This is a genomic window from Marinobacterium sp. NO-S09, from assembly GCF_059179545.1.
Genome location: NZ_CP168954.1, coordinates 413,247 through 435,203, shown reverse-complemented (window position 1 = coordinate 435,203; position 21,957 = coordinate 413,247). Strand labels below are relative to the sequence as shown.

The 21,957-nt window shown below is 59.2% G+C and carries 23 protein-coding genes; 6 read left to right on the top strand and 17 right to left on the bottom strand.

Annotation, left to right across the window (positions count from 1 at the left end):
• Window positions 1–8: 8 nt before the first annotated feature.
• The 6 genes from thiS to ftsY form a co-directional block, all read right to left on the bottom strand.
• A complete protein-coding gene (gene thiS / locus O3C79_RS02195) occupies window positions 9–209 on the bottom strand; it encodes a sulfur carrier protein ThiS (RefSeq protein ID WP_010324581.1) in 201 nt (66 codons plus the stop codon).
• The gene (locus tag O3C79_RS02190) at window positions 187–588 is read right to left on the bottom strand and encodes a DUF423 domain-containing protein (RefSeq protein WP_494384627.1); all 402 of its coding nucleotides are present in this window, start codon (window positions 586–588) and stop codon (window positions 187–189) included. Before O3C79_RS02190 ends, thiS begins: the two co-directional genes overlap by 23 nt.
• Window positions 589–681: 93 nt before the next feature.
• Window positions 682–1,539 (bottom strand): RNA polymerase sigma factor RpoH, encoded by an 858-nt coding sequence (gene rpoH / locus O3C79_RS02185; protein ID WP_010324583.1) that lies wholly within the window; start codon window positions 1,537–1,539, stop codon window positions 682–684.
• 143 nt (window positions 1,540–1,682) lie between these two features.
• Window positions 1,683–2,675, bottom strand: a complete 993-nt coding sequence (gene ftsX, locus O3C79_RS02180) for a permease-like cell division protein FtsX (RefSeq protein WP_010324584.1) — start codon at window positions 2,673–2,675, stop codon at window positions 1,683–1,685.
• Complete coding sequence (gene ftsE, locus O3C79_RS02175) at window positions 2,668–3,333, bottom strand: cell division ATP-binding protein FtsE (protein WP_010324585.1); 666 nt, start codon at window positions 3,331–3,333, stop codon at window positions 2,668–2,670. The genes ftsX and ftsE overlap by 8 nt, the downstream gene beginning before the upstream one ends.
• Window positions 3,334–3,347: 14 nt before the next feature.
• On the bottom strand, window positions 3,348–4,550 hold the full coding sequence (gene ftsY / locus O3C79_RS02170) for a signal recognition particle-docking protein FtsY (protein ID WP_494385770.1): 1,203 nt from the start codon (window positions 4,548–4,550) through the stop codon (window positions 3,348–3,350).
• Between the two features lie 767 nt (window positions 4,551–5,317).
• Between ftsY and O3C79_RS02165 the strand changes: the two genes are divergently transcribed.
• Together O3C79_RS02165 and rsmD are read left to right on the top strand one after the other, a co-directional pair.
• Window positions 5,318–6,490: a hypothetical protein gene (locus tag O3C79_RS02165; RefSeq protein ID WP_494384626.1), complete on the top strand. Its 1,173-nt coding sequence runs from the start codon at window positions 5,318–5,320 to the stop codon at window positions 6,488–6,490.
• Entirely contained in the window at window positions 6,474–7,106 is a 633-nt protein-coding gene (gene rsmD, locus O3C79_RS02160; RefSeq protein WP_010325020.1) for a 16S rRNA (guanine(966)-N(2))-methyltransferase RsmD, read from the top strand. Before O3C79_RS02165 ends, rsmD begins: the two co-directional genes overlap by 17 nt.
• Here the strand turns inward: rsmD and O3C79_RS02155 are convergent.
• The gene (locus O3C79_RS02155) at window positions 7,077–7,691 is read right to left on the bottom strand and encodes a TetR family transcriptional regulator (RefSeq protein ID WP_494384625.1); all 615 of its coding nucleotides are present in this window, start codon (window positions 7,689–7,691) and stop codon (window positions 7,077–7,079) included. The genes rsmD and O3C79_RS02155 overlap by 30 nt on opposite strands.
• 269 nt (window positions 7,692–7,960) lie before the next feature.
• Here O3C79_RS02155 and coaD point away from each other — a divergent pair, with 269 nt between their 5' ends.
• Both coaD and O3C79_RS02145 read left to right on the top strand, forming a co-directional pair.
• Window positions 7,961–8,443, top strand: coding sequence for a pantetheine-phosphate adenylyltransferase (gene coaD, locus O3C79_RS02150; RefSeq protein WP_010325022.1), 483 nt, complete (start codon window positions 7,961–7,963; stop codon window positions 8,441–8,443).
• 32 nt (window positions 8,444–8,475) lie between these two features.
• On the top strand, window positions 8,476–8,724 hold the full coding sequence (locus O3C79_RS02145) for a YfhL family 4Fe-4S dicluster ferredoxin (protein WP_010325023.1): 249 nt from the start codon (window positions 8,476–8,478) through the stop codon (window positions 8,722–8,724).
• A gap of 51 nt (window positions 8,725–8,775) precedes the next feature.
• Here the strand turns inward: O3C79_RS02145 and O3C79_RS02140 are convergent, their stop codons facing one another.
• The 3 genes from O3C79_RS02140 to O3C79_RS02130 are packed head-to-tail and all read right to left on the bottom strand — an operon-like array spanning window position 8,776 to window position 12,281.
• Entirely contained in the window at window positions 8,776–9,312 is a 537-nt protein-coding gene (locus O3C79_RS02140; protein ID WP_494384624.1) for a DUF501 domain-containing protein, read from the bottom strand.
• Window positions 9,299–11,377 (bottom strand): ATP-dependent DNA helicase RecG, encoded by a 2,079-nt coding sequence (gene recG / locus O3C79_RS02135; protein WP_494384623.1) that lies wholly within the window; start codon window positions 11,375–11,377, stop codon window positions 9,299–9,301. The genes O3C79_RS02140 and recG overlap by 14 nt, the downstream gene beginning before the upstream one ends.
• The gene (locus O3C79_RS02130) at window positions 11,364–12,281 is read right to left on the bottom strand and encodes a hydrogen peroxide-inducible genes activator (protein ID WP_010325026.1); all 918 of its coding nucleotides are present in this window, start codon (window positions 12,279–12,281) and stop codon (window positions 11,364–11,366) included. Before O3C79_RS02130 ends, recG begins: the two co-directional genes overlap by 14 nt.
• Window positions 12,282–12,330: 49 nt before the next feature.
• On the opposite strand from O3C79_RS02130, the gene O3C79_RS02125 reads away from it, so the two are divergent.
• Window positions 12,331–13,164 carry an SDR family oxidoreductase gene (locus O3C79_RS02125; RefSeq protein WP_494384622.1) on the top strand — a complete coding sequence of 278 codons (834 nt, stop codon included), beginning with the start codon at window positions 12,331–12,333 and terminating at the stop codon, window positions 13,162–13,164.
• Here the strand turns inward: O3C79_RS02125 and ppk1 are convergent, their stop codons facing one another.
• Both ppk1 and hemB read right to left on the bottom strand, forming a co-directional pair.
• Window positions 13,165–15,354, bottom strand: a complete 2,190-nt coding sequence (gene ppk1, locus O3C79_RS02120; protein ID WP_494384621.1) for a polyphosphate kinase 1 — start codon at window positions 15,352–15,354, stop codon at window positions 13,165–13,167.
• Window positions 15,355–15,398: 44 nt separating this feature from the next.
• The gene (hemB, locus tag O3C79_RS02115) at window positions 15,399–16,409 is read right to left on the bottom strand and encodes a porphobilinogen synthase (protein ID WP_010325029.1); all 1,011 of its coding nucleotides are present in this window, start codon (window positions 16,407–16,409) and stop codon (window positions 15,399–15,401) included.
• A 190-nt stretch (window positions 16,410–16,599) separates the two neighbouring features.
• Between hemB and elbB the strand changes: the two genes are divergently transcribed.
• Window positions 16,600–17,253: an isoprenoid biosynthesis glyoxalase ElbB gene (gene elbB / locus O3C79_RS02110; RefSeq protein ID WP_494384620.1), complete on the top strand. Its 654-nt coding sequence runs from the start codon at window positions 16,600–16,602 to the stop codon at window positions 17,251–17,253.
• A 377-nt stretch (window positions 17,254–17,630) separates the two neighbouring features.
• On the opposite strand, the gene O3C79_RS02105 is transcribed toward elbB, so the two are convergent.
• The 5 genes from O3C79_RS02105 to O3C79_RS02085 form a co-directional block, all read right to left on the bottom strand.
• Window positions 17,631–18,674 (bottom strand): MJ1255/VC2487 family glycosyltransferase, encoded by a 1,044-nt coding sequence (locus tag O3C79_RS02105; RefSeq protein ID WP_494384619.1) that lies wholly within the window; start codon window positions 18,672–18,674, stop codon window positions 17,631–17,633.
• Window positions 18,674–19,204 carry a phosphatase PAP2 family protein gene (locus tag O3C79_RS02100; RefSeq protein ID WP_494384618.1) on the bottom strand — a complete coding sequence of 177 codons (531 nt, stop codon included), beginning with the start codon at window positions 19,202–19,204 and terminating at the stop codon, window positions 18,674–18,676. Before O3C79_RS02100 ends, O3C79_RS02105 begins: the two co-directional genes overlap by 1 nt.
• Before the next feature lie 73 nt (window positions 19,205–19,277).
• Window positions 19,278–20,180 (bottom strand): alpha/beta fold hydrolase, encoded by a 903-nt coding sequence (locus tag O3C79_RS02095; protein ID WP_494384617.1) that lies wholly within the window; start codon window positions 20,178–20,180, stop codon window positions 19,278–19,280.
• Between the two features lie 23 nt (window positions 20,181–20,203).
• Window positions 20,204–21,016 carry a bifunctional DNA-formamidopyrimidine glycosylase/DNA-(apurinic or apyrimidinic site) lyase gene (mutM, locus tag O3C79_RS02090; RefSeq protein WP_494384616.1) on the bottom strand — a complete coding sequence of 271 codons (813 nt, stop codon included), beginning with the start codon at window positions 21,014–21,016 and terminating at the stop codon, window positions 20,204–20,206.
• A gap of 39 nt (window positions 21,017–21,055) precedes the next feature.
• Window positions 21,056–21,946, bottom strand: coding sequence for a DMT family transporter (locus O3C79_RS02085; protein ID WP_494384615.1), 891 nt, complete (start codon window positions 21,944–21,946; stop codon window positions 21,056–21,058).
• Window positions 21,947–21,957: the final 11 nt, after the last annotated feature.

Below are 21,957 nucleotides of genomic sequence, written 5' to 3'. Positions count from 1 at the left end.
GCTATCGCTCAGCCGCCGCCGATCGCGTGTACAATTTCGACCTGGTCATCCGACTTGAGCCGGGTGCTGGCATGTTCGCTGCGCGGAATGATTTCCAGGTTCAGCTCGATGGCAATGCGCTTGCCCACCAGTTGAAGCTGTTCAATCAGGTCATTCAGCGTGGCGTCTTCACTGATCTCCAGTGCTTCACCGTTTACCTGAATCTGCATGCTCTTTACCTTGTTTTACCAATGTCACGGCCAGACACAGCCAGCCGATGATGAATGCGGTTCCCCCCAGCGGGGTGATGGCCCCAAGCCAATGCACGCCACTCAAGGCCAGTACAAAGAGACTGCCGCTGAACAGCAGGATACCCAGCAAAAAAGCGCCGGCACTGATGCTGAAGCCCAGGCGACGCTGGTGTTGCTGCAGTAGCCCCACCGCCAGCAAGGCCAGTACATGCCAGAACTGGTAGTCGACCCCGGTGCGAAACACTTCCAGCAGGCGCGGGCTGAGCTGGTCGCGCAAACCATGGGCCCCAAAGGCGCCCAGCATCACAGCCAGAGCCCCCAGCAAGGCGGCCAGAATCAGAATAAGACGTGCGGACATGCGGTATTCCGTGATGGTATTATAATGGCTCGGACTAAGGCCCGAAACGAAAAAAGCCGCACAGGGCGGCTTTTAGAGCAGTGGATGCCGGGCTCAGGCCGTCAGCATCGCACCGCGAATCTTTTTCATGGCATTCTTTTCCAGCTGACGAATGCGCTCGGCCGACACTTCGTACTCGGCCGCCAGCTCGTGCAGGGTTGCCTTTTCTTCGGCCAGCCAGCGACGTGCCAGAATGTTACGGCTGCGATCATCCAGACCTTCCATCGCACTCAGCAGTCGGCGCTGGGAATCTTCCTCCCAGTTGGCCTCTTCCAGCTGAGTCGCCGGATCAGCGGAGTGATCCTCGAGGTAGGCAGACGGTGACAGATAGGCTGCGTCTTCATCCTCGCTTGCCGGTGCATCAAAGGCGGTATCATTGGAGGCCAGACGGCCTTCCATCTGACGCACGACCTTGGCATCAACGCCCAGATCTTCAGCAACCGCTTCCACCTCTTCATTGGTCATCCAGCTCAGTTTCTTCTTCTGCGAACGCAGATTGAAGAACAGCTTGCGCTGGGCCTTGGTGGTAGCGATTTTAACGATACGCCAGTTGCGCAGAATAAACTCGTGCATTTCGGCCTTGATCCAGTGCACGGCGAACGACACCAGACGTACACCCATGGTGGGATCAAAGCGCTTAACGGCCTTCATCAGGCCAACATTGCCTTCCTGAATCAGGTCGCCCAGCGGCAGACCGTATCCGGAGTAACTACGGGCAATATGAACCACAAAACGCAGGTGCGACATAACCAACTGGCGTGCCGCTTCAAGATCGCTCTGGTAATGCAGGCGTTCTGCCAGCTCCCGCTCCTCATCAGCCGTGAGGATGGGAATGGCACTCACAGTTTGAACATAGGCGTCGACATTGCGGCCCGGTGACAGCTGTTCAACAACTTGCAAGCTTGTGCCCATTCAGGAATGACCTCGCAATTTTCACTAAATTCATGCTTGTGACGCTAACTGGCGGCTAAAGTTCCGCTTTTAGCGTCGGCGTACGCGCAAAGGACTGAAAAATTTAACGCGATTCAGTGTATAGGGCAAGGGTTGCGGTTATTTTACACTTCGCCCGGTTCGATTTCGCGCAGATGACGTGCCACCGCCAGCCAGGACCCTGCCAGTCCAAGCAGGACCGATGCCCCCAGCATCAACAGCGAACCTTCCAGTCCCAGCCCCTGCAGCTGGAAACGGTTCAGGTAGAGCTCTGCAAGCGCCTGGGCCGGATCACTCAGCAGTGACAGCGCCACCTGCACCAGCAGCCAGGCCAGAACACCGCCCAGCAAGCCAAACCAGAAACCACTATAGAGGAAGGGACGGCGCACCCAGGCGTCGGTAGCTCCCACCAGCTTGCTGACCAGGATCTCATCGCGCCGGCTTTCAATCGTCATGCGCACCGTGTTGCCGACCACCAGCAACACCGCCAGTGCCAGCAGACCACCCAGCACATAGCTGCCACGCTGCGCCAGTGCCAGCACCGCATCCAGACGCTGCACCCACTCCATATCCAGCACAGCATCGGAAACCTGCGACATGGCCGCCAGCTCCTCTTTCAGCAGCGGCAACTGCACCGGATTATCTGACAGGGGCGTCACCATGATGACCGCCGGCAGCGGGTTGGCATCCAACTGCTCCAGCAGATCGGCGAACGCGGAGTACTCGCGAAACTCCTCCAGTCCCTTTTGCCGACTGATCAGCTCCACGCCACTGAGGTCGTCACGCAGCAGCAGCTCGCGGCTGAAACGGTCGATGGCGGCATCACTGAGTTCGGTCTGCATATACAGTGCGATGCGCGGCTGGGTATCCCAGCCCGAAGTCAGTGCCTGCAGGTTACCCAGCGCAGCCAGCAGGAAGCCGGGCAGTGCCAGGGCAATCGCCAGTACCGCCAGCGTCATGAACGAGGCCACCGGCGTTTGCCGCAGCCGCAACAGGGCGCCTTTGGCTACGCTGACATGGTGCCGGCGCCAGCTGCGACGACGGTCGGCAGATTCGACACGGTGCTGCCGGGCACCGCGTTTTGGCGTATTGTCAGGAGCGCTACGTTTATTAGTCATCAGCTATCAGGCGTCCGTTTCTGAGCGTCAGCACGCGGTGGTGCATACGGTTAATCAACGAATGGTCATGGCTGGCAATCAACACGGTGGTGCCAATCTGATTGAACTGCTCAAACAGGCGCATGATATCTTCAGACAGTTCCGGGTCCAGGTTTCCGGTGGGCTCATCCGCCAGCAGCAATCGCGGCTTGTGCACGATGGCACGGGCAATGCCCACACGCTGCTGCTCACCGGTGGAAAGCATGATCGGGTTGTGTTTTTCCCGATCCAGCAGGCCTACCTTATCCAGCGCAGCGCGCACACGGCGGGCAGCATCGGCCGGATCATAGCCGCTGATCTGCAGTGGCAGCGCCACGTTGTCGAACACGGTGCGATCAAACAGCAGCTGGTGGTTCTGGAACACCACCCCCACCTGGCGCCGCAGCAGCGGAATCTGGGAGCGATGCAGCCGAGACAGATCCTGCTGCCCCACCCAGACCTGGCCGCGGCTGGGCCGCTCCATCAACATGATCAGCTTCATCAGGGTGCTTTTGCCCGCCCCTGAGTGCCCGGTGAGAAAACTCATCTCCCCGGACGCCAGCTCAAAGTTGACACCCAGCAGGGCATCCTGACCACTGCTGTAGCGCTTGAACACGTTGCTGAAGCGAATCGCGGCCATACCGGCTCCTTAAATCAGTCTTCGAACAGTGCCTGGACAAACTCATCCGCTTCGAACGGACGCAGATCATCCACCTGCTCACCCACACCGATAAAGCGGATCGGCAGACCGAACTGTTTGGCGATGGCGAAGATAATGCCACCCTTGGCAGTGCCGTCCAGCTTGGTCAGGGTAATGCCGGTCACGCCGACGGAATCCTTGAACTGTTTGGCCTGACTGATCGCATTCTGGCCGGTGCCCGCATCCAGCACCAGCATCACTTCGTGCGGGGCATCCGGGTCCAGTTTCTTCATCACGCGGACAACCTTTTCCAGCTCCTGCATCAGATTGTCCTTGTTCTGCAGACGACCGGCCGTATCGGCAATCAGCACATCCACGCCACGGGACTGAGCCGATTGCAGGGCATCAAAGATAACGGAGGCTGAATCAGCCCCTGTGTGCTGAGCCACCACCGGCACGTTGTTACGCTCGCCCCACACCTGCAGCTGCTCAACCGCAGCGGCACGGAAGGTATCACCAGCCGCCAGCATCACCGATTTGCCTTCGCCCTGGAAACGTTTGGCCAGCTTGCCGATGGTGGTGGTTTTACCCACGCCGTTGACACCTACCATCAGAATCACGGCCGGCTTTTTCTCGGGCAACCGCAGCGGGTGCTCAACACCACCCAGCAGATCGCCCAACTCTTCCTTCAGTGCTTCTTTCAGCGCATCCGCATCTTTCAGCTGATTACGCTCAACACGGTCGGTGAGGCGGTTGATGATTTCGGTCGTGGCTTCGACACCGATATCGGCCATCAGCAGGGTGGTTTCAATCTCTTCCAGCAGATCATCATCGATCTCCTTGGCACCGAGGAAGAGGTCTCCCAGCTGCTCGGTGAGATTGGCCTTGGTTCGGCTCAAGCCATTTTTAATGCGAGCAAAGAAACCGGCTTTTTTCTCTTCAGGGTTTTCGGCTGCCGCTTCTTCGGCCTGACGGGCTGCTTCTTCCTCAGCTGCTTTACGCTCGGCTTCTTCGCGAGCCTGCTGCTCGGCTGCTTCTGCTGCCTGACGCGCCGCTTCTTCAGCCGCTTTACGCTCGGCCTCTTCACGGGCCTGCTGCTCTGCCGCTTCTGCCGCCTGACGGGCTGCCTCTTCTTCAGCTGCTTTACGCTCGGCCTCTTCACGGGCCTGCTGTTCGGCTGCTTCTGCTGCCTGACGCGCTGCCTCTTCCTCGGCCACCTTACGCTCGGCTTCTTCGCGGACCTGCTGCTCAGCCGCTTCTGCTGCCTGACGCGCTGCCTCTTGTTCAGCCGCCTTGCGCTCGGCCTCTTCACGGGCCTGCTGCTCTGCCGCTTCTGCTGCCTGACGGGCTGCCTCTTCCTCGGCCACCTTACGCTCGGCTTCTTCACGGGCCTGCTGCTCAGCCGCTTCCGCCGCCTGACGCGCCGCTTCTTCTTCAGCCGACTTACGCTCGGCCTCTTCACGGGCCTGCTGCTCAGCCGCTTCCGCCGCCTGACGGGCTGCTTCTTCATCGGCTGCCTTGCGCTCGGCCTCTTCACGGGCCTGCTGCTCTGCCGCCTCTGCTGCCTGACGGGCTGCTTCTTCCTCGGCGGCCTTGCGCTCGGCTTCTTCACGCGCCTGTTGCTCGGCTTCAGCAGCCGCTTGGCGTGCAGCCTCTTCTACTTCCGCAGTCTGTTTCGCTTCAGGCTCGGCAGCAACGGTCGGTTTCTGCTCAGACTGCGGCAGTTCGTCCGCTGCCGAGGGGCGACGCATTACGCGTACTACAATCAACAAAAATACGATGGCCAGAGCACCGGCCAGATAGGGCAAGATGGCAGGATCAAGGCCCTGCTCAGTCATCCAGGTGTAGAGCGCGTCCATAGTCTGTAATATCCGCGGTAGAGGGCCTGTTCTGACAGGCCTGCGAGTTGAAACCCAATGGGCGGCTATCTTAGCACAGAGCCCCCCATGACCAACCCGGCAGCCCCCAATCCAGGACCCGGAAAATGTCCCGACCCTTTCTCAATCGACGTCAGCTTTGGCTCCTCATCATCCTGCTGCCCGGGGTGATCCTGCTACTGTCACTGCTGGGCCCCCTGCCTGGCGGTCAGGACCTGCAAATCAGTGAAGACCGTCGCCTGTACCAGATGCGCCAGTCTCGTGAGGACTATCAACTGCAGCTGCTGCTGCCATTACCGGCGCCCGACACGGCAGAACGTTGGCTGGTAAACAGGCTTTTACCCGATGTTATGAAGCAGCGCCTGAGTACTCCCGAGGCACAACAATGGCTTCAGCAACAGCAGTGGCAGATTATCAGCAGTAACAGCGATACGGAGTGGCAACTGCTGATACAGACATCCGCTCCCCCTGATGATGGACAACTGCGCACCCTGCTTCAGCACCTGACCGCCCCTGTCGATATGGACTGGACACAGCGGGTCAACACCAGCCTGGCCACTCGCTATCTGAACCTGCATACCCCCGATGAGGCAGCTTTGGCTGCCCTTCAGCCAGGGACGTTCCCGCGCCCATGGCAGGTGACCCCTGCCTCGCTGCTGGATGAGTGGGTAACATCCGAGCGACTGCTGATGACCCTGCAAACACCCGAGTTCCTGCCGCTCACCGCGCCTGCCGTACCGGATGCCAAAACCGGACCGGCAACTACAGTGACTGCCACACCGCTGCCCAGCGCGGACCCTGCAGGCCAGGGCGTACTGCATCACTGGCGTTGGTCTGCGCCAGCTGACCTGGAGGGTCTGGCACGTACTCAGCTGGCTCTGGCCTGTGTACAGGAACAACTGTCATTAATAAGTCAGGGTAACTTCCGCCTGCGCTGGCGAGCCTGGCACGGTTTCGCCGACCTCGACCTGCTGTTGCAACAGACGGCGCTGAAGCCGGAACAGTTACTCAGCTGCCCCGACCAGGACCGCTATGATCAACTGCGCCAGCAACTGGCTGAATACTGGGAGGCGCGACTGACTGCAGACACCAGTACCTGGTTGCTGTTACTGGCCCGCCACAGGTTGCCGGCCGAAACACCCGACAGGCTGGTTTCGCAACTGGAGCAGTTGCAACGCAGCGATATTCAGCAACACTTGCAGCGTTTGGCAGGCTCTGATACTTATCGTCGGCTGAATTTTCTCCCGGTCACCGAGGACCCTCATGCCCCGTCGCAATAACAACCAACGCGCCCGCCGTCCGCAGAATGGCCCTGAGCTTTCCCGCACCAGTCTTCGCATCATCGGGGGCCAATGGCGCGGCCGCAAACTGGACTTCCCCGCCATTGAGGGCCTGCGCCCAACGCCGGACCGGGTGCGCGAAACCCTGTTTAACTGGCTGCAGACGGATGTTCCCGGCGCCCAGTGTCTGGACCTGTTTACCGGCAGTGGCGCACTGGGGCTGGAAGCATTGTCACGTGGCGCAGCCAGTGTCACCTTTGTGGACCGCGCACCAGAAGTCGCCCGGCAGCTGCGCAGCAACCTGAATGTGCTCAAGGCACAGAATGCGGAATGTGTGACAGCCGCGGCACTGGACTGGCTGGAGCAGCGCAAAACGGGAGAAGAGGCACGCTATGATCTGGTCTTTATCGACCCGCCGTTCCGCAAGGGGATGGTTGCGCCTATTTGCACACTGCTGGAGCAACGCCAGCTGCTGCAGTCACAGGCCATGATCTATATCGAAACCGAAGCGGAGTTGCCGTTGGAAGGTATCCCGGAGAACTGGCAGTTACACCGGGAAAAGAAAGCCGGCCAGGTGGCCTATCGGCTATTTCTGCGGCAGCCCCTGCTGGACTAGTGCCAGCAGCCGCTTGCCCTCGTTGACCAGGTCAGTTTCGGGCGTATTCAGCCAGTGCACCAATAGCCCATCCAGCAATATCTGCAGCGACTGCGCCAATTCTGCGGGCACTGTCTTCTTGCGCACCTGCTTTTGCTTGCGCGCCTGCTTGATAAAGAACTTCTGCTGCTCCAGCCACAATTCCCGATTGGCCATCAGGCGCTCCTGCAACGGCGCCAGTTCACTCAACGGCTGCGCCTGCATATAGAAGACGCGATACAGTTGCTGTGCCTGAACATCCCGCCGAAATGCCTCCAGAACGCCCAGAAAATAAAGCTCCAGTGCGGCCAGTGCATCCTGCTGCACGGCCTGGCGTTGTTCCAGATACTGGGCTTCAAAGGGCAGCATATATTCAAGATGGATCTGCTCCAGCAGGTCCGCGCGATTTTTGAAGTGCCAGTAGAGGGCACCATGGGTTACCCCGGCTTCCGCTGCTATCTGCTTCAGGGTGGTCGCGGTAATGCCCTGCTCACTGAACAGCCTTAATGCCGTTGCCAGCAGGGTTTGTCGTGTTTGTTCGGCCTCCTCTCGGGTCCGTCGCGCCATGGTGATGTCCTTATTTACATTGTCCAAGGTATAAAAAGAAGATAGACCCTAGAGCCACCATATCAAGCTGGCAAGGGCTGTAAGACAAGCTTCATACAAGTGTCATATTTATAGTTATTCAATATAACCTTTGTGGATAAAAAATAATTTATTAATAACCATTTTGATACTTATCATTCCTCTAATCTATTTGTGCCCCTGTGCCAATTGGGCTAACATCCCGCTCAACAGTGTTGCCCATTCGCCATTACAAGGTCAGCTGAACCGCTATGAACACGGCAATCTACCCCGGTACGTTTGATCCGATCACCAACGGCCATTCCGATCTGGTAGGGCGCGCGGCGCGTCTGTTCGATCACGTCGTGGTCGCCGTTGCTGCCAGCCCCAAGAAGAAGCCCATGCTGCCACTGGAGCAGCGGGTTGATCTGGCCAAGGCAGCCCTCGACCATCTGCCAAACGTCGAGGTTATCGGCTTTGATTGCCTGCTGGCCAATCTGGTGCGTGATCAGGAAGCCAACATTATCCTGCGCGGACTGAGAGCTGTTTCGGACTTTGAATTCGAGTTTCAGCTGGCCAATATGAACCGCAAACTGGCACCTCAGGCAGAAAGTCTGTTTCTGACACCTGCCGAGCACCTGTCGTTCATCTCTTCGACTTTGATTCGGGAGATTGCATCGCTGGGCGGAGATGTCAGCCAGTTCGTTCATCCTGCCGTGTCCCGTGCGCTTGAGCAGCACCTGAGCCAGCAATAAAGAACCTGTCAGATTGAGTGAGGTAGCCAGTCATGGCATTGATGATTACTGATGAATGCATCAACTGTGATGTATGTGAACCGGAATGCCCTAACGAGGCGATCTCCCCGGGAGACGAGATCTATGAGATCGATCCTGGCAAGTGCACCGAGTGTGTCGGTCACTATGACACACCTCAGTGTGTTGAGGTTTGCCCGGTCGACTGTATCCCGAAAGATCCGGATCATGTCGAAAGTGAAGACATGCTGATGGACAAGTACCACAAGCTGACCGGCAGCTGATTGCCCTTCAGCAGGTAGTAAAACGGCGACCCTCGGGTCGCCGTTTTTCGTTTACAGCCGGTATGTCTGCTTACTCAGGCCGAACTCCTGTTCCAACCGCTCACCAATGACATTGTCGCCATCGGCCAGCCAGTGGGCATACTGCATGTGCAGGCACCGCACCTTGTCCCATTGCGCAATCCCGCCAATCCCGTAACGATCAAACAGTTCGCTGAAACCCAGCTGCTCAATACGCTGGCGGTCTTCGTCGCGCATCAGCTGCCAGCGCTTGTCCACGTAACGCTGCTGCTGTGCCAGGTAGGTGGCGCGCAGTTCATCATCTTCCTGCAGCGCCTGCTCAATCTGTTTGACCCAACCCGAGTCTTCAATCCGGCCGATAGCACGGCACAAGTCTCGCCCGCTCAGCCAGTACAAAGTCGGAAACGGCTGGTCAGCCACCAGGGTACGCATCTGAAGCACCAGAGGCAGCCCCGTATCGGTGGCGCAGGCCACCGCTTCAATACCGCGGGGCTCACGGCCTATCTGCTGCTCGATCAGTTCCAGCTGTTGCGGTGTCGGCACCTGCCGGCGGGTATCAAACCTGTGCATATACATCTCCAGTTCCCAGCCAGCGCCGGATCAGGGCTTCGTTCAGAGCCGATTGAGTTCCCAGATCTGCCGCCACCTGATGGATGCGTGGCAGCAGGTCTGCGTCCCGTTGCAGGTCGGCAATGCGAAACTGCATCATGCCGGTCTGACGCGTGCCCAGTACTTCACCCGGGCCGCGCAGCTCAAGGTCCTTTTCGGCGATGCGAAAACCATCGGTGGTTTCACGCATGACGCCCAGGCGTTCTCGCCCCTGCTTTGACAGCGGCGCATGGTACATGAGGACACAGTAGCTTTCGACACTGCCACGCCCCACACGCCCGCGCAGCTGATGCAATTGCGCCAGCCCCAACCGCTCGGGGTTTTCGATGATCATCAGGCTGGCATTGGGCACATCAACGCCCACCTCAATCACCGTAGTCGCCACCAGCAGATCCAGCTCGGCGGCCTTGAAACGCGCCATAATGTCCGCCTTTTCGGCGGGCTTCATGCGCCCGTGGACCAGCCCGATACGCAACTGGGGCAACAGTTCCTTGAGTCGCTCGGCGGTCACTTCAGCCGCCTCGCACTGCAGGGCTTCCGATTCTTCAATCAGGGTACACACCCAATACGCCTGTCGCCCTTCGGCGCAGGCCTGACGCACACGTTCTACCACCTGGTCACGTCGCGAGTCGGCAATCACCACAGTCTGCACCGGGGTTCGCCCCGGCGGCAGTTCATCGATGATGGAACAATCCAGATCCGCATAGGCACTCATGGTCAGGGTGCGCGGAATGGGTGTCGCCGTCATAATCAGCTGATGCGGGCTGCGTTCACCATTACGCCCCTTCTCTTTCAGGCTCAAGCGCTGATGCACGCCGAAACGATGCTGTTCATCGATGACCACAACGCCCAGATCGGCAAACACCACTTCATCCTGGAACAGGGCGTGGGTGCCCACCACCACAGGGGCCTCACCTGTACGTATTGCTTCAAGCTGTGCCTCTCGGGCCTTGCCTTTCACCTTGCCGGCCAGCCAGGCCACCTTGATGCCCAGCGGCTCCAGCCATTGAGTGAAGTTGATATGGTGCTGTTCAGCGAGGATTTCGGTCGGCGCCATGACTGCCGCCTGCAGCCCATTCTCGACCGCCTGCAAGGCCGCCAGCGCGGCCACCACCGTCTTGCCCGAGCCCACATCCCCCTGCACCAGACGCAGCATGGGCAGCGGTTGCTGCAGGTCTCTGGCTACCTCCCGCGCCACGCGCAGCTGGGCCGCCGTCAGTTCAAAGGGCAGTTGCTGTAGAAACGGCCGACTGAACTCGCCACTGGCTTTCAGTGCCGGTGCGCCCTGCTGCTGTACACGCTGACGTGCTTTCTGCAGTGACAGGTGATGCGCCAGAAGCTCCTCCATCGCCAGACGTCGCTGGGCCGGGTGCTTACCTTCCAGTAGCAATGCCTGATCCACATCGACCGGGGGGTGATGCAGATACAGCAGCGAATCCGGCAGGCCTGGCATTGACCATTGTTCAAGCAATGTTTTTGGCAGCAGATCCTGGAAGCCTTCTGTCTTCATCCATTCCAGCGCCAAGGTTATGAGGCTGCGAATACGCCCCTGGGTCAGGCCCTCGGTGAGCGGGTATACCGGCGTCAGCTCCTCGGACATGACGGCCGGTTCTTCGCCCTTCAGCAGCTTGTATTCGGGATGCACCATCTCCAGACCACCCGGGCCTGGACGCGCCTCACCAAAGCAGAGCAAACGGGCGCCGGGCTGGAAGCTGTTTTTCTGTGCCGCCCGAAAATGAAAGAATCTCAGGCTCAGGGTGCCACTGCCATCCTGTACCCGGCACATAAGACTGCGACGGCGCCCCTGCAGGATATCGGCGGCGCGTACGCTGGCTTCGATCATCACCTCGTCGCCAGGCCTCAGGCTGCCGATCGGCACGACGCGGGTGCGGTCCTGATAGCGCAACGGCAGGTGCAGCAGCAAATCCTGCACCGTATGAATGCCCAGGCGCTCAAGCTTCAGAGCCAGGGCCGTTCCGACCCCTTTCAGTTCGGTAACCGGAACCCCTGCTTCAGGAGCTGACATCACTCTCGGCCTTTACCTGGCAGTGTTGAATGGCTTCCACCAGCACATCAATCGCCTTGGGGCGCGGGAAGCTGGCACGCCAGGCCACCGCCACGGTGCGCATGGGCTGTGGCTGCTTGAACGGGCGAATCTCGACCAGATCCGTTGCCGGGTGGTTCTGAATCGCCGACAGAGGCAACACGCTGGTACCCAGCCCGGACGCGACCATCATGCGAATGGTTTCCAGCGAGCTGCCCTCGGTGACCGTGTGCTGATCATGGAAAGACTGGTTCAGGGTGGGACAGGCCTCCAGAACCTGATCGCGGAAGCAGTGGCCCTCGCCCAGCAACAGCATGCGAATTTCATTCATCTGCCGCGAATCGATTTCGTCCTGCTGTGCCAGCTCATGCCCCTTGGGGATCGCCATCATGAAGGGCTCGTCATACAGCGGGCGGGTCAGCACATCAGCTTCATGGAAGGGCAGCGCAATAATGATCGCGTCCAGCTCGCCATTGCGGATCTTGGTGCGAAGGTTATCGGTGAAGTTTTCTTCAATGTAGAGCGGCATGTCCGGCGCCAGGCGCTGGATCTGCGGAATCAGCTGGGGAAACAGATAGGGTCCGATGGTGTAGATGGCACCGATACGCAGCGGACTGGCCAGCTGATCCTTGCCTTCGCGGGCCAGCTCTTTCACGGCCTCGGCCTGCTCCAGTACCGTCTGGGCCTGGCGCACGACCTTCTCACCCACCGGCGTCACGCGAACAGCATTCTTGCTGCGCTCAAACAGGGCAACGCCCAGCTCTTCCTCCAGCTTCTTGACGGCGATCGACAGCGTCGGCTGGCTGACATAACAGCGCTCGGCGGCGTGGCCGAAATGCTGCTCCCGCGCCAGGGTGACAATGTATCGCAGCTCCGTCAGCGTCATCAGGACGTACCTCTGTTAGGATGAAACAAATCGTATCTTAGGGGTCATTATGCAGGAACAACGCGTGCTCATCGCCGGCTGTGGCGATATCGGGACCCGGCTCGGGCTGAAACTGGCGGCCGAGGGGGCGCAGGTGTTCGGGCTTCGCCGTACTATAAACCAGCTTCCGGACGGCATCCACGGCATTGCGGCCGATATGGCTGACCCTGCCAGCCTGGCCAATTTGCCCGAATGCGATTACCTGTTCTTCACCGCAGCGGCCAAAAGCCGTGAACCCGGCGTGTATCGACAGACCTATGTGGACGGACTGCGCAACCTGCTGGCCGCCCTGCCGTCACCGCCACGGCACCTGTTCGTCACCGGCAGCACCGGTATCTACCACCAGCACGAACACGACTGGGTAGATGAGCAGTCCGCCACCGACCCGACCACGGACAGCGGTCGCTGTCTGCTGGAGAGCGAACAGTTGGCGCTGCATTCGGGTATTCCCGCCACTATTGTGCGCTTTAGTGGCATCTACGGCCCGGGCCGCGACCACCTTCAGCGTCGGGTTCTGGAGGGTATTGCCGCGCCCGCCGAACCGCTGCATTACAGCAACCGGATCCATCGGGATGATTGTGTGGGGGTATTACGCCACCTGTTGCGGCTGCATCAGGATGGGCATGCGCTCAAACCGGTCTATCTGGCCAGTGACGATGCACCGACACCGATTCATGAAGTGATGGAGTGGATGGCGGAGCAGCTGGGCGTGACCATTGCCCGGCGCGAACAGGTCCGCCGCGGGGGCAGCAAACGTTGCAGTAACCGCCGACTGCGCGCCAGCGGTTATCGCTTTCAGTACCCGGATTACCAGAGCGGCTACAGGGCACTGCTGCAACGCTGATCAGGACACGGCCAGATCGTCCAGCAGCATCTGCTGGGCGCTGAAACGCTCCTCGCCTTCCTGGGGCTGCACCAGGCTGTAACTGCCGTCAGAATGCAGTTCCCAGGCCTGTACGTTGTCGCGCAGGTAGTATTCCAGCTCGTTGCGAATGCGCTCGGCGTGCTTGCCGAACAGCTCGAAGCCGGTCTCGACACGGTTGAGCATGTTGCGCTCCATCCAGTCGGCACTGGAACCGATCACCACCGGCTTGCCGCCATCGTTGGCAAACCAGTAGATGCGGGTGTGCTCAAGGAAGCGACCAATGATGGAACGCACCCGGATATTATCCGATACACCTTCCAGCCCCGGACGCAGACGGCACATGCCACGAATCACCAGATCAATCTGCACACCCGCCTGAGAGGCTTCATATAGGGCGCGGATCAGCTTGGGCTCGGTCAAACCGTTGACCTTGATGATGATATGCCCTTTCTTGCCCGCCTTGACGTTGCGGATTTCGTTCTGGATCAGCTCCAGCATCTTGGCGTGCAGGGTAAACGGCGCGTTGTAGAGTTTCTGCAGCTTCTGGATCTTGCCCATGCCAGTCAGCTGCTGGAAGATCTTGTGTACATCCTCGCCCACTTCATCGTCGGCGGTCATGTAGCTGTAGTCGGTGTAGAGGCGCGCGGTGCCAGAATGATAGTTACCGGTACCCAGGTGGCTGTAGCGCACCAGATCCGGCCCTTCGCGACGTACGACCAGCATCATCTTGGCGTGGGTCTTGTAGCCCACCACGCCGTACACCACCAGGCAGCCGGCTTCCTGCAGTCGGGAGGCCAGCTGCAGGTTACTCTCTTCATCAAAACGGGCACGCAGCTCGATGACCACGGTCACTTCCTTGCCGTTTCGGGCCGCTTCTACCAGCGCATTGACAATATCGGACTTAACACCGGTGCGGTACAGCGTCTGCTTGATCGCCACCACCTGAGGGTCCTTGGCCGCCTGACGCAACAGATCCACCACCGGGGTAAACGACTGGAACGGATGCTGCAGCAGCTGATCGTTCTTGCGCAGCACGGCAAAGATATCTTCATTGTTCTTGAGCTTGTTAGGCATGCCGGGTGAGAACGGCTTCCAGCGCAGCTCGGGGCGCTCCACCAGGTCTCGCACCGCCATCAAGCGGGTCAGGTTGACCGGGCCGTTAACGCGGTAGACGTGACTGTCTGCCAGCTTGAATTCATCCTGCAGGAACTGGATCAGTTCCGAGGGTGTACGACTGTCCACTTCCAGACGAACGGCGTCACCAAACTTGCGTGAATGCAGCTCACCGCGCAGCGCGCGGGCCAGGTCTTCGATCTCTTCGAAGTCGAAGCTGAGGTCGGCATTACGGGTGATACGGAACTGGAAGCAGCCGTCCACCTTCATGCCCGGGAACAGCTCCTCGGCAAATTCGTGGATGATGGAGGACAGGAAAATAAGGTTATCACCGCCCTCGCAGAGTTCATCCGGCAGTCTGATAAGACGCGGCAGCGAGCGGGGTGCCGGGATGATGGCCATACCGGTTTCACGACCAAAGGCATCTTTGCCATCCAGCTCAACGATGAAGTTGAGGCTCTTGTTCACCAGGCGCGGGAACGGATGCGATGGGTCCAGACCAATCGGGCTGATCACCGGCAGCACCTGGTCTTCAAAGTATTCCTGTACCCAGGCTCGCTGCGCCTCGGTCCAGTTGGCGCGGCGCAGGAAACGGATATTCTCCGCTTCCAGCGCCGGGAACATGATGTCGTTGAGGATCTTGTACTGACGATCAACGTTGATGGCGCAGATCTCACTGATGCGATCGAGCACCTTCTGCGGGTGCATGGCATCCGGCCCCACCGCCTCACGTCCGTACTTGAGCTGACGCAGCTGCTCTGCCACCCGGATTTCGAAGAACTCATCAAGGTTGCTGGAGAAGATCAGCAGGAACATCAGACGCTCCAGCAGCGGATAGCTTTCATCCAGCGCCTGCTCCAGCACACGCACGTTAAACTGCAGATGGCTCAGCTCCCGGTTGATGTACAGCTCGGGGGCCTTGAGGTCGACCGGCACTTCCTCGATCGGGTCGACCGTGGGCAGAATTTCACGGCTTTCCACCAGCGCGGCGGTGGCTTCCTGCTGCTCTGGCGGCGCCAGCTGCTCTTCCTCAAGTACCTGTACGCTGTCGTTCATCTTGACCTCCTAGTTCCAGGCTGACGTCCATCTGCTCTGGGGTATTAGCGATTGAGTATTTCGGCCGCCCTGACTGCAAAGTAGGTCAGGATACCGTCGGCACCGGCGCGCTTGAAGCTCAGCAGGCTCTCCATAATGACGGACTCTTCATCCAGCCAGCCGTTCTGGAAGGCGGCCATGTGCATGGCGTATTCACCGCTGACCTGGTAGGCAAAGGTAGGTGCCTTGAGTTCGGTTTTGACGCGACGGACGATATCCAGATACGGCATGCCCGGCTTGACCATCACCATGTCGGCCCCTTCAGCCAGATCCAGAGCGACTTCGTGCAGGGCTTCATCGGAGTTGGCCGGGTCCATCTGATAGCTGTTCTTGTTGCTCTTTCCCAGGTTACCGGCAGAGCCCACCGCATCGCGGAAAGGACCATAGTAGGCGCTGGCGTATTTGGCGGAATACGCCATGATGCGGGTGTTCACCAGGCCATGGCTTTCCAGCTCTTCACGAATGACACCAATGCGGCCATCCATCATGTCACTGGGCGCCACAATGTCGGCGCCGGCCTCGGCGTGGGACAGGGCCTGTTTGACCAGGGTATCGACGGTACGATCGTTCAGTACATAGCCATCTTCATCGATGATGCCGTCCTGACCGTGGGTGGTGAAGGGGTCCAGCGCCACATCAGTCATGATGCCCAGATCCGGCAGTGCCGCTTTCAGAGCGCGTACCGTGCGCTGTACCAGCCCCTGAGGGTTATAGGCTTCTTCTGCCAGCTCGCTTTTGGCACTGGGTGGTGTTACCGGAAACAGCGCCAGCGCCGGAATGCCCAGAGCATGCCACTCGCGCGCCTTTTCAACCAGCAGATCGATGCTGTAACGGCGGACGCCCGGCATGGAGGGGACATCTTCCACCTGCCCCTCACCCTCCAGCACAAACACCGGATAGATGAGGTCGTCGGTGCTAAGCGTGTTCTCACGCATCAGACGACGGGAAAAGTCATCCGCACGCATACGACGCATGCGGGTTTCCGGGTAATAACGCTGACTATTGGTAAACGCCACGGTTCTTTCCTTATAGCTGGGTGCATTTGACGACAAAAAGATGACAGCGAGATGACAGAGGGCCTGTTCGCGCCGCAACGCATTTGGTAATGCCTTACATCTTAACGTACTCTTGAGCCTCTTCGACATGGCACGTATCAAGACGTTCCGACTCACTTTGCAGACCCACCTATCAAGGAGTCATACCAGCATGAAAAAGATTGCAGTGATCCTGTCCGGCAGCGGCGTTTTCGATGGTTCCGAGATCTACGAGTCCGTCCTGACCTTTTTGCGCCTGGAACACCATGGCGTCCAATATCAGTGCTTTGCCCCCAATGTCGAGCAGATGCATGTGATCAACCACCTGACGGGTGAAGTCGCTGAAGGCGAAACCCGTAATGTGCTGGTGGAGGCCGCACGCCTGGCCCGTGGCGAGGTGAAGGATCTGGCCGATGCCGTTGCCGGCGACTTCGATGCGTTGATCATCCCGGGCGGTTTTGGCGCCGCCAAGAACCTGAGTGACTTTGCCGTCAATGGCCCCGATTGTTCACTGAATGAAGACCTGGTCCGCTTTGCTCGCGCCATTCACGAGGCCGGCAAACCGGTAGGGCTGATCTGCATCGCCCCCGCCATGACACCGAAGCTGCTGGGTACCGGCATCCAGTGTACCGTCGGCAGTGACGAAGGGGTTGCCGGTGCGATTGAAGCCATGGGCGGCAAACACCAGCTGTGCAGCGTTGAAGAAATTGTTATCGACAAGGAACAGAAAGTCGTTACAACGCCGGCGTATATGCTGGCTGGCTCTATTTCAGAAGCGGCATCCGGCATCAACAAGCTGGTTGATGAGGTAATCAGCCTGGCCTGAGATCAAATTAGGAAAAATTCCTATATCCAGATTTTTCCTGATCCGCATAATAACCAGTGTGGATCTCCTGTTCAGGGAACGAATACAAGGAAGGCCCAGTAGCGGTACAGGACGAAAGGATTCCACCGGCAGGATGCTGTTTAACCGCACGGATAGGAAGCCAGAGGAAGGAGTGCTTTGATGGATCTTTGCACTCCTTTCGCTCCGGCCCCCACATTTCCTATCCGTCCCTGGTATTTGGCCCCCACCTTCTTTCTTCGTTTGGCGTTACGTAAACACCTGCCTCCCGTTTCACCTGCTATCAAACACACACTAGCCTTTGAAACCCGATATGGGCTCAAATGCCTGATTCTCGTTGCTGAAGATTAACCTGACACTCAGGCAGGTGACACTCTCAGATCAGGGCGAGGATGCCAAAGCTCACGGGCAAGATTATCCAGCGGCACCTGGCGCCCCGTCGTAATCCAGCGGGCCAGAGTACCGGCCACATCCGGCCAGGGCATGGGGGCGCCTGAAGGCAGCTCCAGCCAACGCTCAATCGGTTCCTGACCGAACCGCGGCATCACCCAGACCAGCCCCATCTGCTCCAGTACGGCCGCATTGGAGATCTGCTCAATCTGCCCTCGCAAGGGCTTCACCAGCAGACTTTTACCCGCCTGAATGGCCTCACTGCAAAGACCAAAGCCGGCATTGGCAATCACACCACGACAGCTGTACAGATCCTGCTGGAAGCCTTCACGGCTGAAGGGGCACAGCTCGATATTGCCGATCCGGCGCGGCTGATCAACACCGGCATAGACGCGGAAGCGGAAATCGGAGAAACCGGACAGCCAGTAGATGATTTCTTCCTGGGCTTCAAACGGCAGATACACCAGCACCTTGGTTTCGTCCTCACTGAGCGTACCCTGCACCGGCTCGATCATCGGTGGCAGTATGGGCGCATTGAAGGCATGCCAGTGCAGACCGATCATCTCGTCGGCCGGCGCAAAAAAGCGTATGCAGGGCTTGAGCCAGGGCATGAAGCCAGTGCCGGGTATGCGGTGCAGGAAGGCATACTGATGCGCAATGCCAACCGAAGGCACACCACTGCGACGTGCCGCCCAGGCCGTCACCGGTTCAAAGTCGGTCAGCACCAGGTCATAGCCATTGAGATCCAGCGCCCGAATATCCTTCACCAGCTGCAGCGGACGGTTATGGGTCAACGTCTGCCAGCGCTGGACACGGCCCGCATCTGTCACGAACGTCAGCCCTTCACGGTGAGCATAGTCACCGAAGGGTTCCATATTGAACAGGCGTGCCTGATCACGACCACTGAACAGCATATCCACCTCGGCACCCGCCGCCTGCAATGCCGGCAGCAGCACGCGCGCCCGCGTGATATGGCCGTTACCCGTAGCTTGTACGCCATACAGAATTCGCATCAAAAGGCCTCCCACAAGCCGATGCCCAGCAAGGCCGTGCTCATGCCCAGCAAGGCACCCGCCAGGATATCGGTCGGATAGTGCACGCCCAGCATCACGCGTGAGCCACCGACCAGCACCGCCATGACAAAACCCAGCGCCGCCAATGAAGGGTAGAACTCGGCCAACAGGGTGGCGAACACGAATGCTGCCGCAGCGTGACCCGAGGGAAAACTGAATTTATCGGAGGGTTCGATAGCAGCCTTGAAGCCATCATCGAGGTGACAGGGGCGGTCGCGCCGGATGGTATTTTTCAGCAACAGATACAGCGGCAACTCCAGCGCATACGCCGTCAGACCTGCCTGCAGAAAGGCCAGCCCGTCTTCGGGCTCCCAGAGTGCCAGCGCGACTCCCAACAGGAGGTACAGGCTGCCATCACCCAGCCGTGAGATCCAGCGACTGCTGGTCATGACCGGTATTGAACGACCATACCCGTTAAACCAGTAAAAGGCGCGGGCATCAAAGGCGTTTAGCTTCTGCAGACGGTTCATGGCAGTCACCCTGTCATTATTCTACAGGATGGCATTGTGACCGCTGGCGGGTGACAGGCCGGTTACTGCGCCTTTAAGCTTTGGTGACAGCCCCGGCATGCAGCCAGTCGGCGATCAGATGCGCCAGCAGGCCTGGTCGGTCCCAGGGCAGCATATGCCCTTCACCGGGCACCGCTTCCAGCTCGAACGGTTGGGTCAGCGTCGCCTGCACGCGCTGGGAATAACTCAGCGGCAGCACCTCATCCCGATCACCATGCACAATCAAGCCCCGAAACGGATAGCGCCGAGTCAGCGACCCCAGGTGACAGGTAAACAGGCTGGATAGCGTCCCCAACGGATAATCAAACACGACCCGAGGGTCGGCGTTGATCTCTTCACCGGCCGGATGACCGGCCAGCAGCTGCTCGTAGTCGATAAAGTTCTGCATGGGCAGTGCTACCCCTGGCATCAACAGAGCACTGCCCCAGATCCAGGACCAACCCAGCTGGTGCACCATATCCGGCGCCAGCGCCGGCACCAGCAAGGTGCCACAGACCACCGCCTGAATACGCGCATCGGCCTCCGCTGCCGCAACCGCCAGCAGTGCGCCTATGGAGTAGCCATACAGATAGACCGGCTGCTCCGGTGACACCTGGTAATGATCCATGACTGTCTGGATATCACTGACAGACTGCTCCACCGTGTAGAGCCCACGGGCGCCGCCGGAGTAACCATGACCACGCAGATCCAGCCCCACCACATTGAAGCCCAGCTTCGAGAAGCGGCTGAGCAGATCCGCGTAGAGTTCGGAATACGTCCCTATTCCCGGCACAAACACCAGTAACGGGGCATCATCGGCATGGAAATAATATTCGGTATGCAGCGACACATCGCCAATTTCGGCGCACTGGCGCTGCGCCAGCAGGTGACTGATGCCCAGCTTCTCTCTCAGCACACGGCGGTGCTGGTCGGTATCCAAATCGGTCTTGCAGTTCATGATCACCCCGGTCGTTTATGCGCCTAGCGCTGACACTGACGGCAGAATACCGTACTGCGTTGGCCCAGTTTTACTTCACTCAGGGGCTCGCCACAACTCAGACAGGGCTCACCTGCCCGGCCATAAACCGCCAGCTCCTGCTTGAAGTAGCCGGGCTTGCCGTCCCCGCCAACAAAATCCTTTAGTGTGGTGCCACCCTGCTCGATCGCCTGCGCCAGTACCACCTTGATCGCATCCACCAGAGACGCCAATCGAGCTGCGGCAATACGCCCGGCCGCACGGCGCGGATCGATGCCGGCACGGTACAGGGCTTCGTTGGCATAAATATTACCAACCCCCACGACTACCTCGGCATTCATGATCAGCGACTTGATGGCCGTCTTGCGCCCCTTGCAACAGGCCTGCAGGTACTCGGCATCAAAGGCATCATCCAGCGGCTCCGGCCCCAGCGACGCCAGTAACGGATGCAAGGTACCGTTTTCCTGCCAGAGCACGGCACCAAAACGGCGTGGATCGGTCAGCCTGAGCAACTGGCCGCTCTCCAGAATGAAATCCACATGGTCATGCTTGCCCGCCGGGCTGCCGGCTGGCTGGATCCGTAAACTGCCGGACATGCCCAGATGCAGAATCAGAGTACCACGGGCAAAGCGCAGCAACAGGTATTTGGCCCGGCGCTCCACCGACTGTACCTGATCACCCTGAATCCACTGCCCCAGCTGCTCGGGTACCGGCCAGCGCAGGCGCGGCTGGCGAACCTGCAACTCGGTAATGCGTTTATGCTCCACATGAGGGGCAATTCCGCGGCGGGTCGTTTCCACTTCAGGCAACTCGGGCATGTATTCTCCTCGGGTGTCGTTCAGCGCAGTATATCAGCTTCACTTCGCGCTCGGCGTCCGCACACGCAGCACCAGGTACACTCCGGCGACGGCCAGTACCATACCGCCCACCGCCAGCGGCGACAGCTGTTCGTCAAACAGCAGCCAGGCCTCCAGCGCGGTTACCGGCGGCACCAGGTAGAAGTAGCTGGCAACCCGTGCCACTTCCCCTTCCCGAATCATCAGCATCAGCAGCAGAATGGCCGTAACCGACAGACCAAACACCAGCCAGGCCAGCGCACCGATCAGCTCGGGGTGCCAGATGATCTGATGCTGCTCAAAAGCCAGCGTCAACACTGCCATCATCAGGCCGGTGGACAGGTATTGATAGAAAGACCCGGTCAGCAGATCCGTGCCCGCGCCAAAGCGCTTTTGATACAGGGTTCCGATGGAGATGCCAAACAGGGCAATACAGGCCGATATTACGGCTTCAGGGCGAAGCTCAAACTGCCCGGGCTGCAGCCCTGTACCCAGCACCAGAATAACGCCCAACAGCCCCAGCAGTAGCCCCAGCCACTGGCGCCCCTGCAGCGCCTGGCCCATTACGCCCCAGGCCAGCACCGCGGTCAGCACCGGCTGCAGCCCCACCAGTATCGAGGTCACACCGGCCGGCAGCTGCCATTTGATGGCGGCAAAGACACCGCCCAGATAGCAGCCATGCACCAGTGCCCCCGTCACCATCTGATGCATGGCCTGTCGTGGTGCGGGCCACGTGGCTCTAAAGATCAGAATCAGCCCCAGAAACACGCCCAGGGTAATCAGGGTACGAATCAGCAACAGATAAAAGGGTTCTATATAAGGCAGGCCAAAGCGGGCACCGATAAAACCGGTACTCCAGAGCAGTACAAAGATCAGCGGGACAAAACGAATAACGCCGGGGGGCAGTGACATGGTCTTGGGCC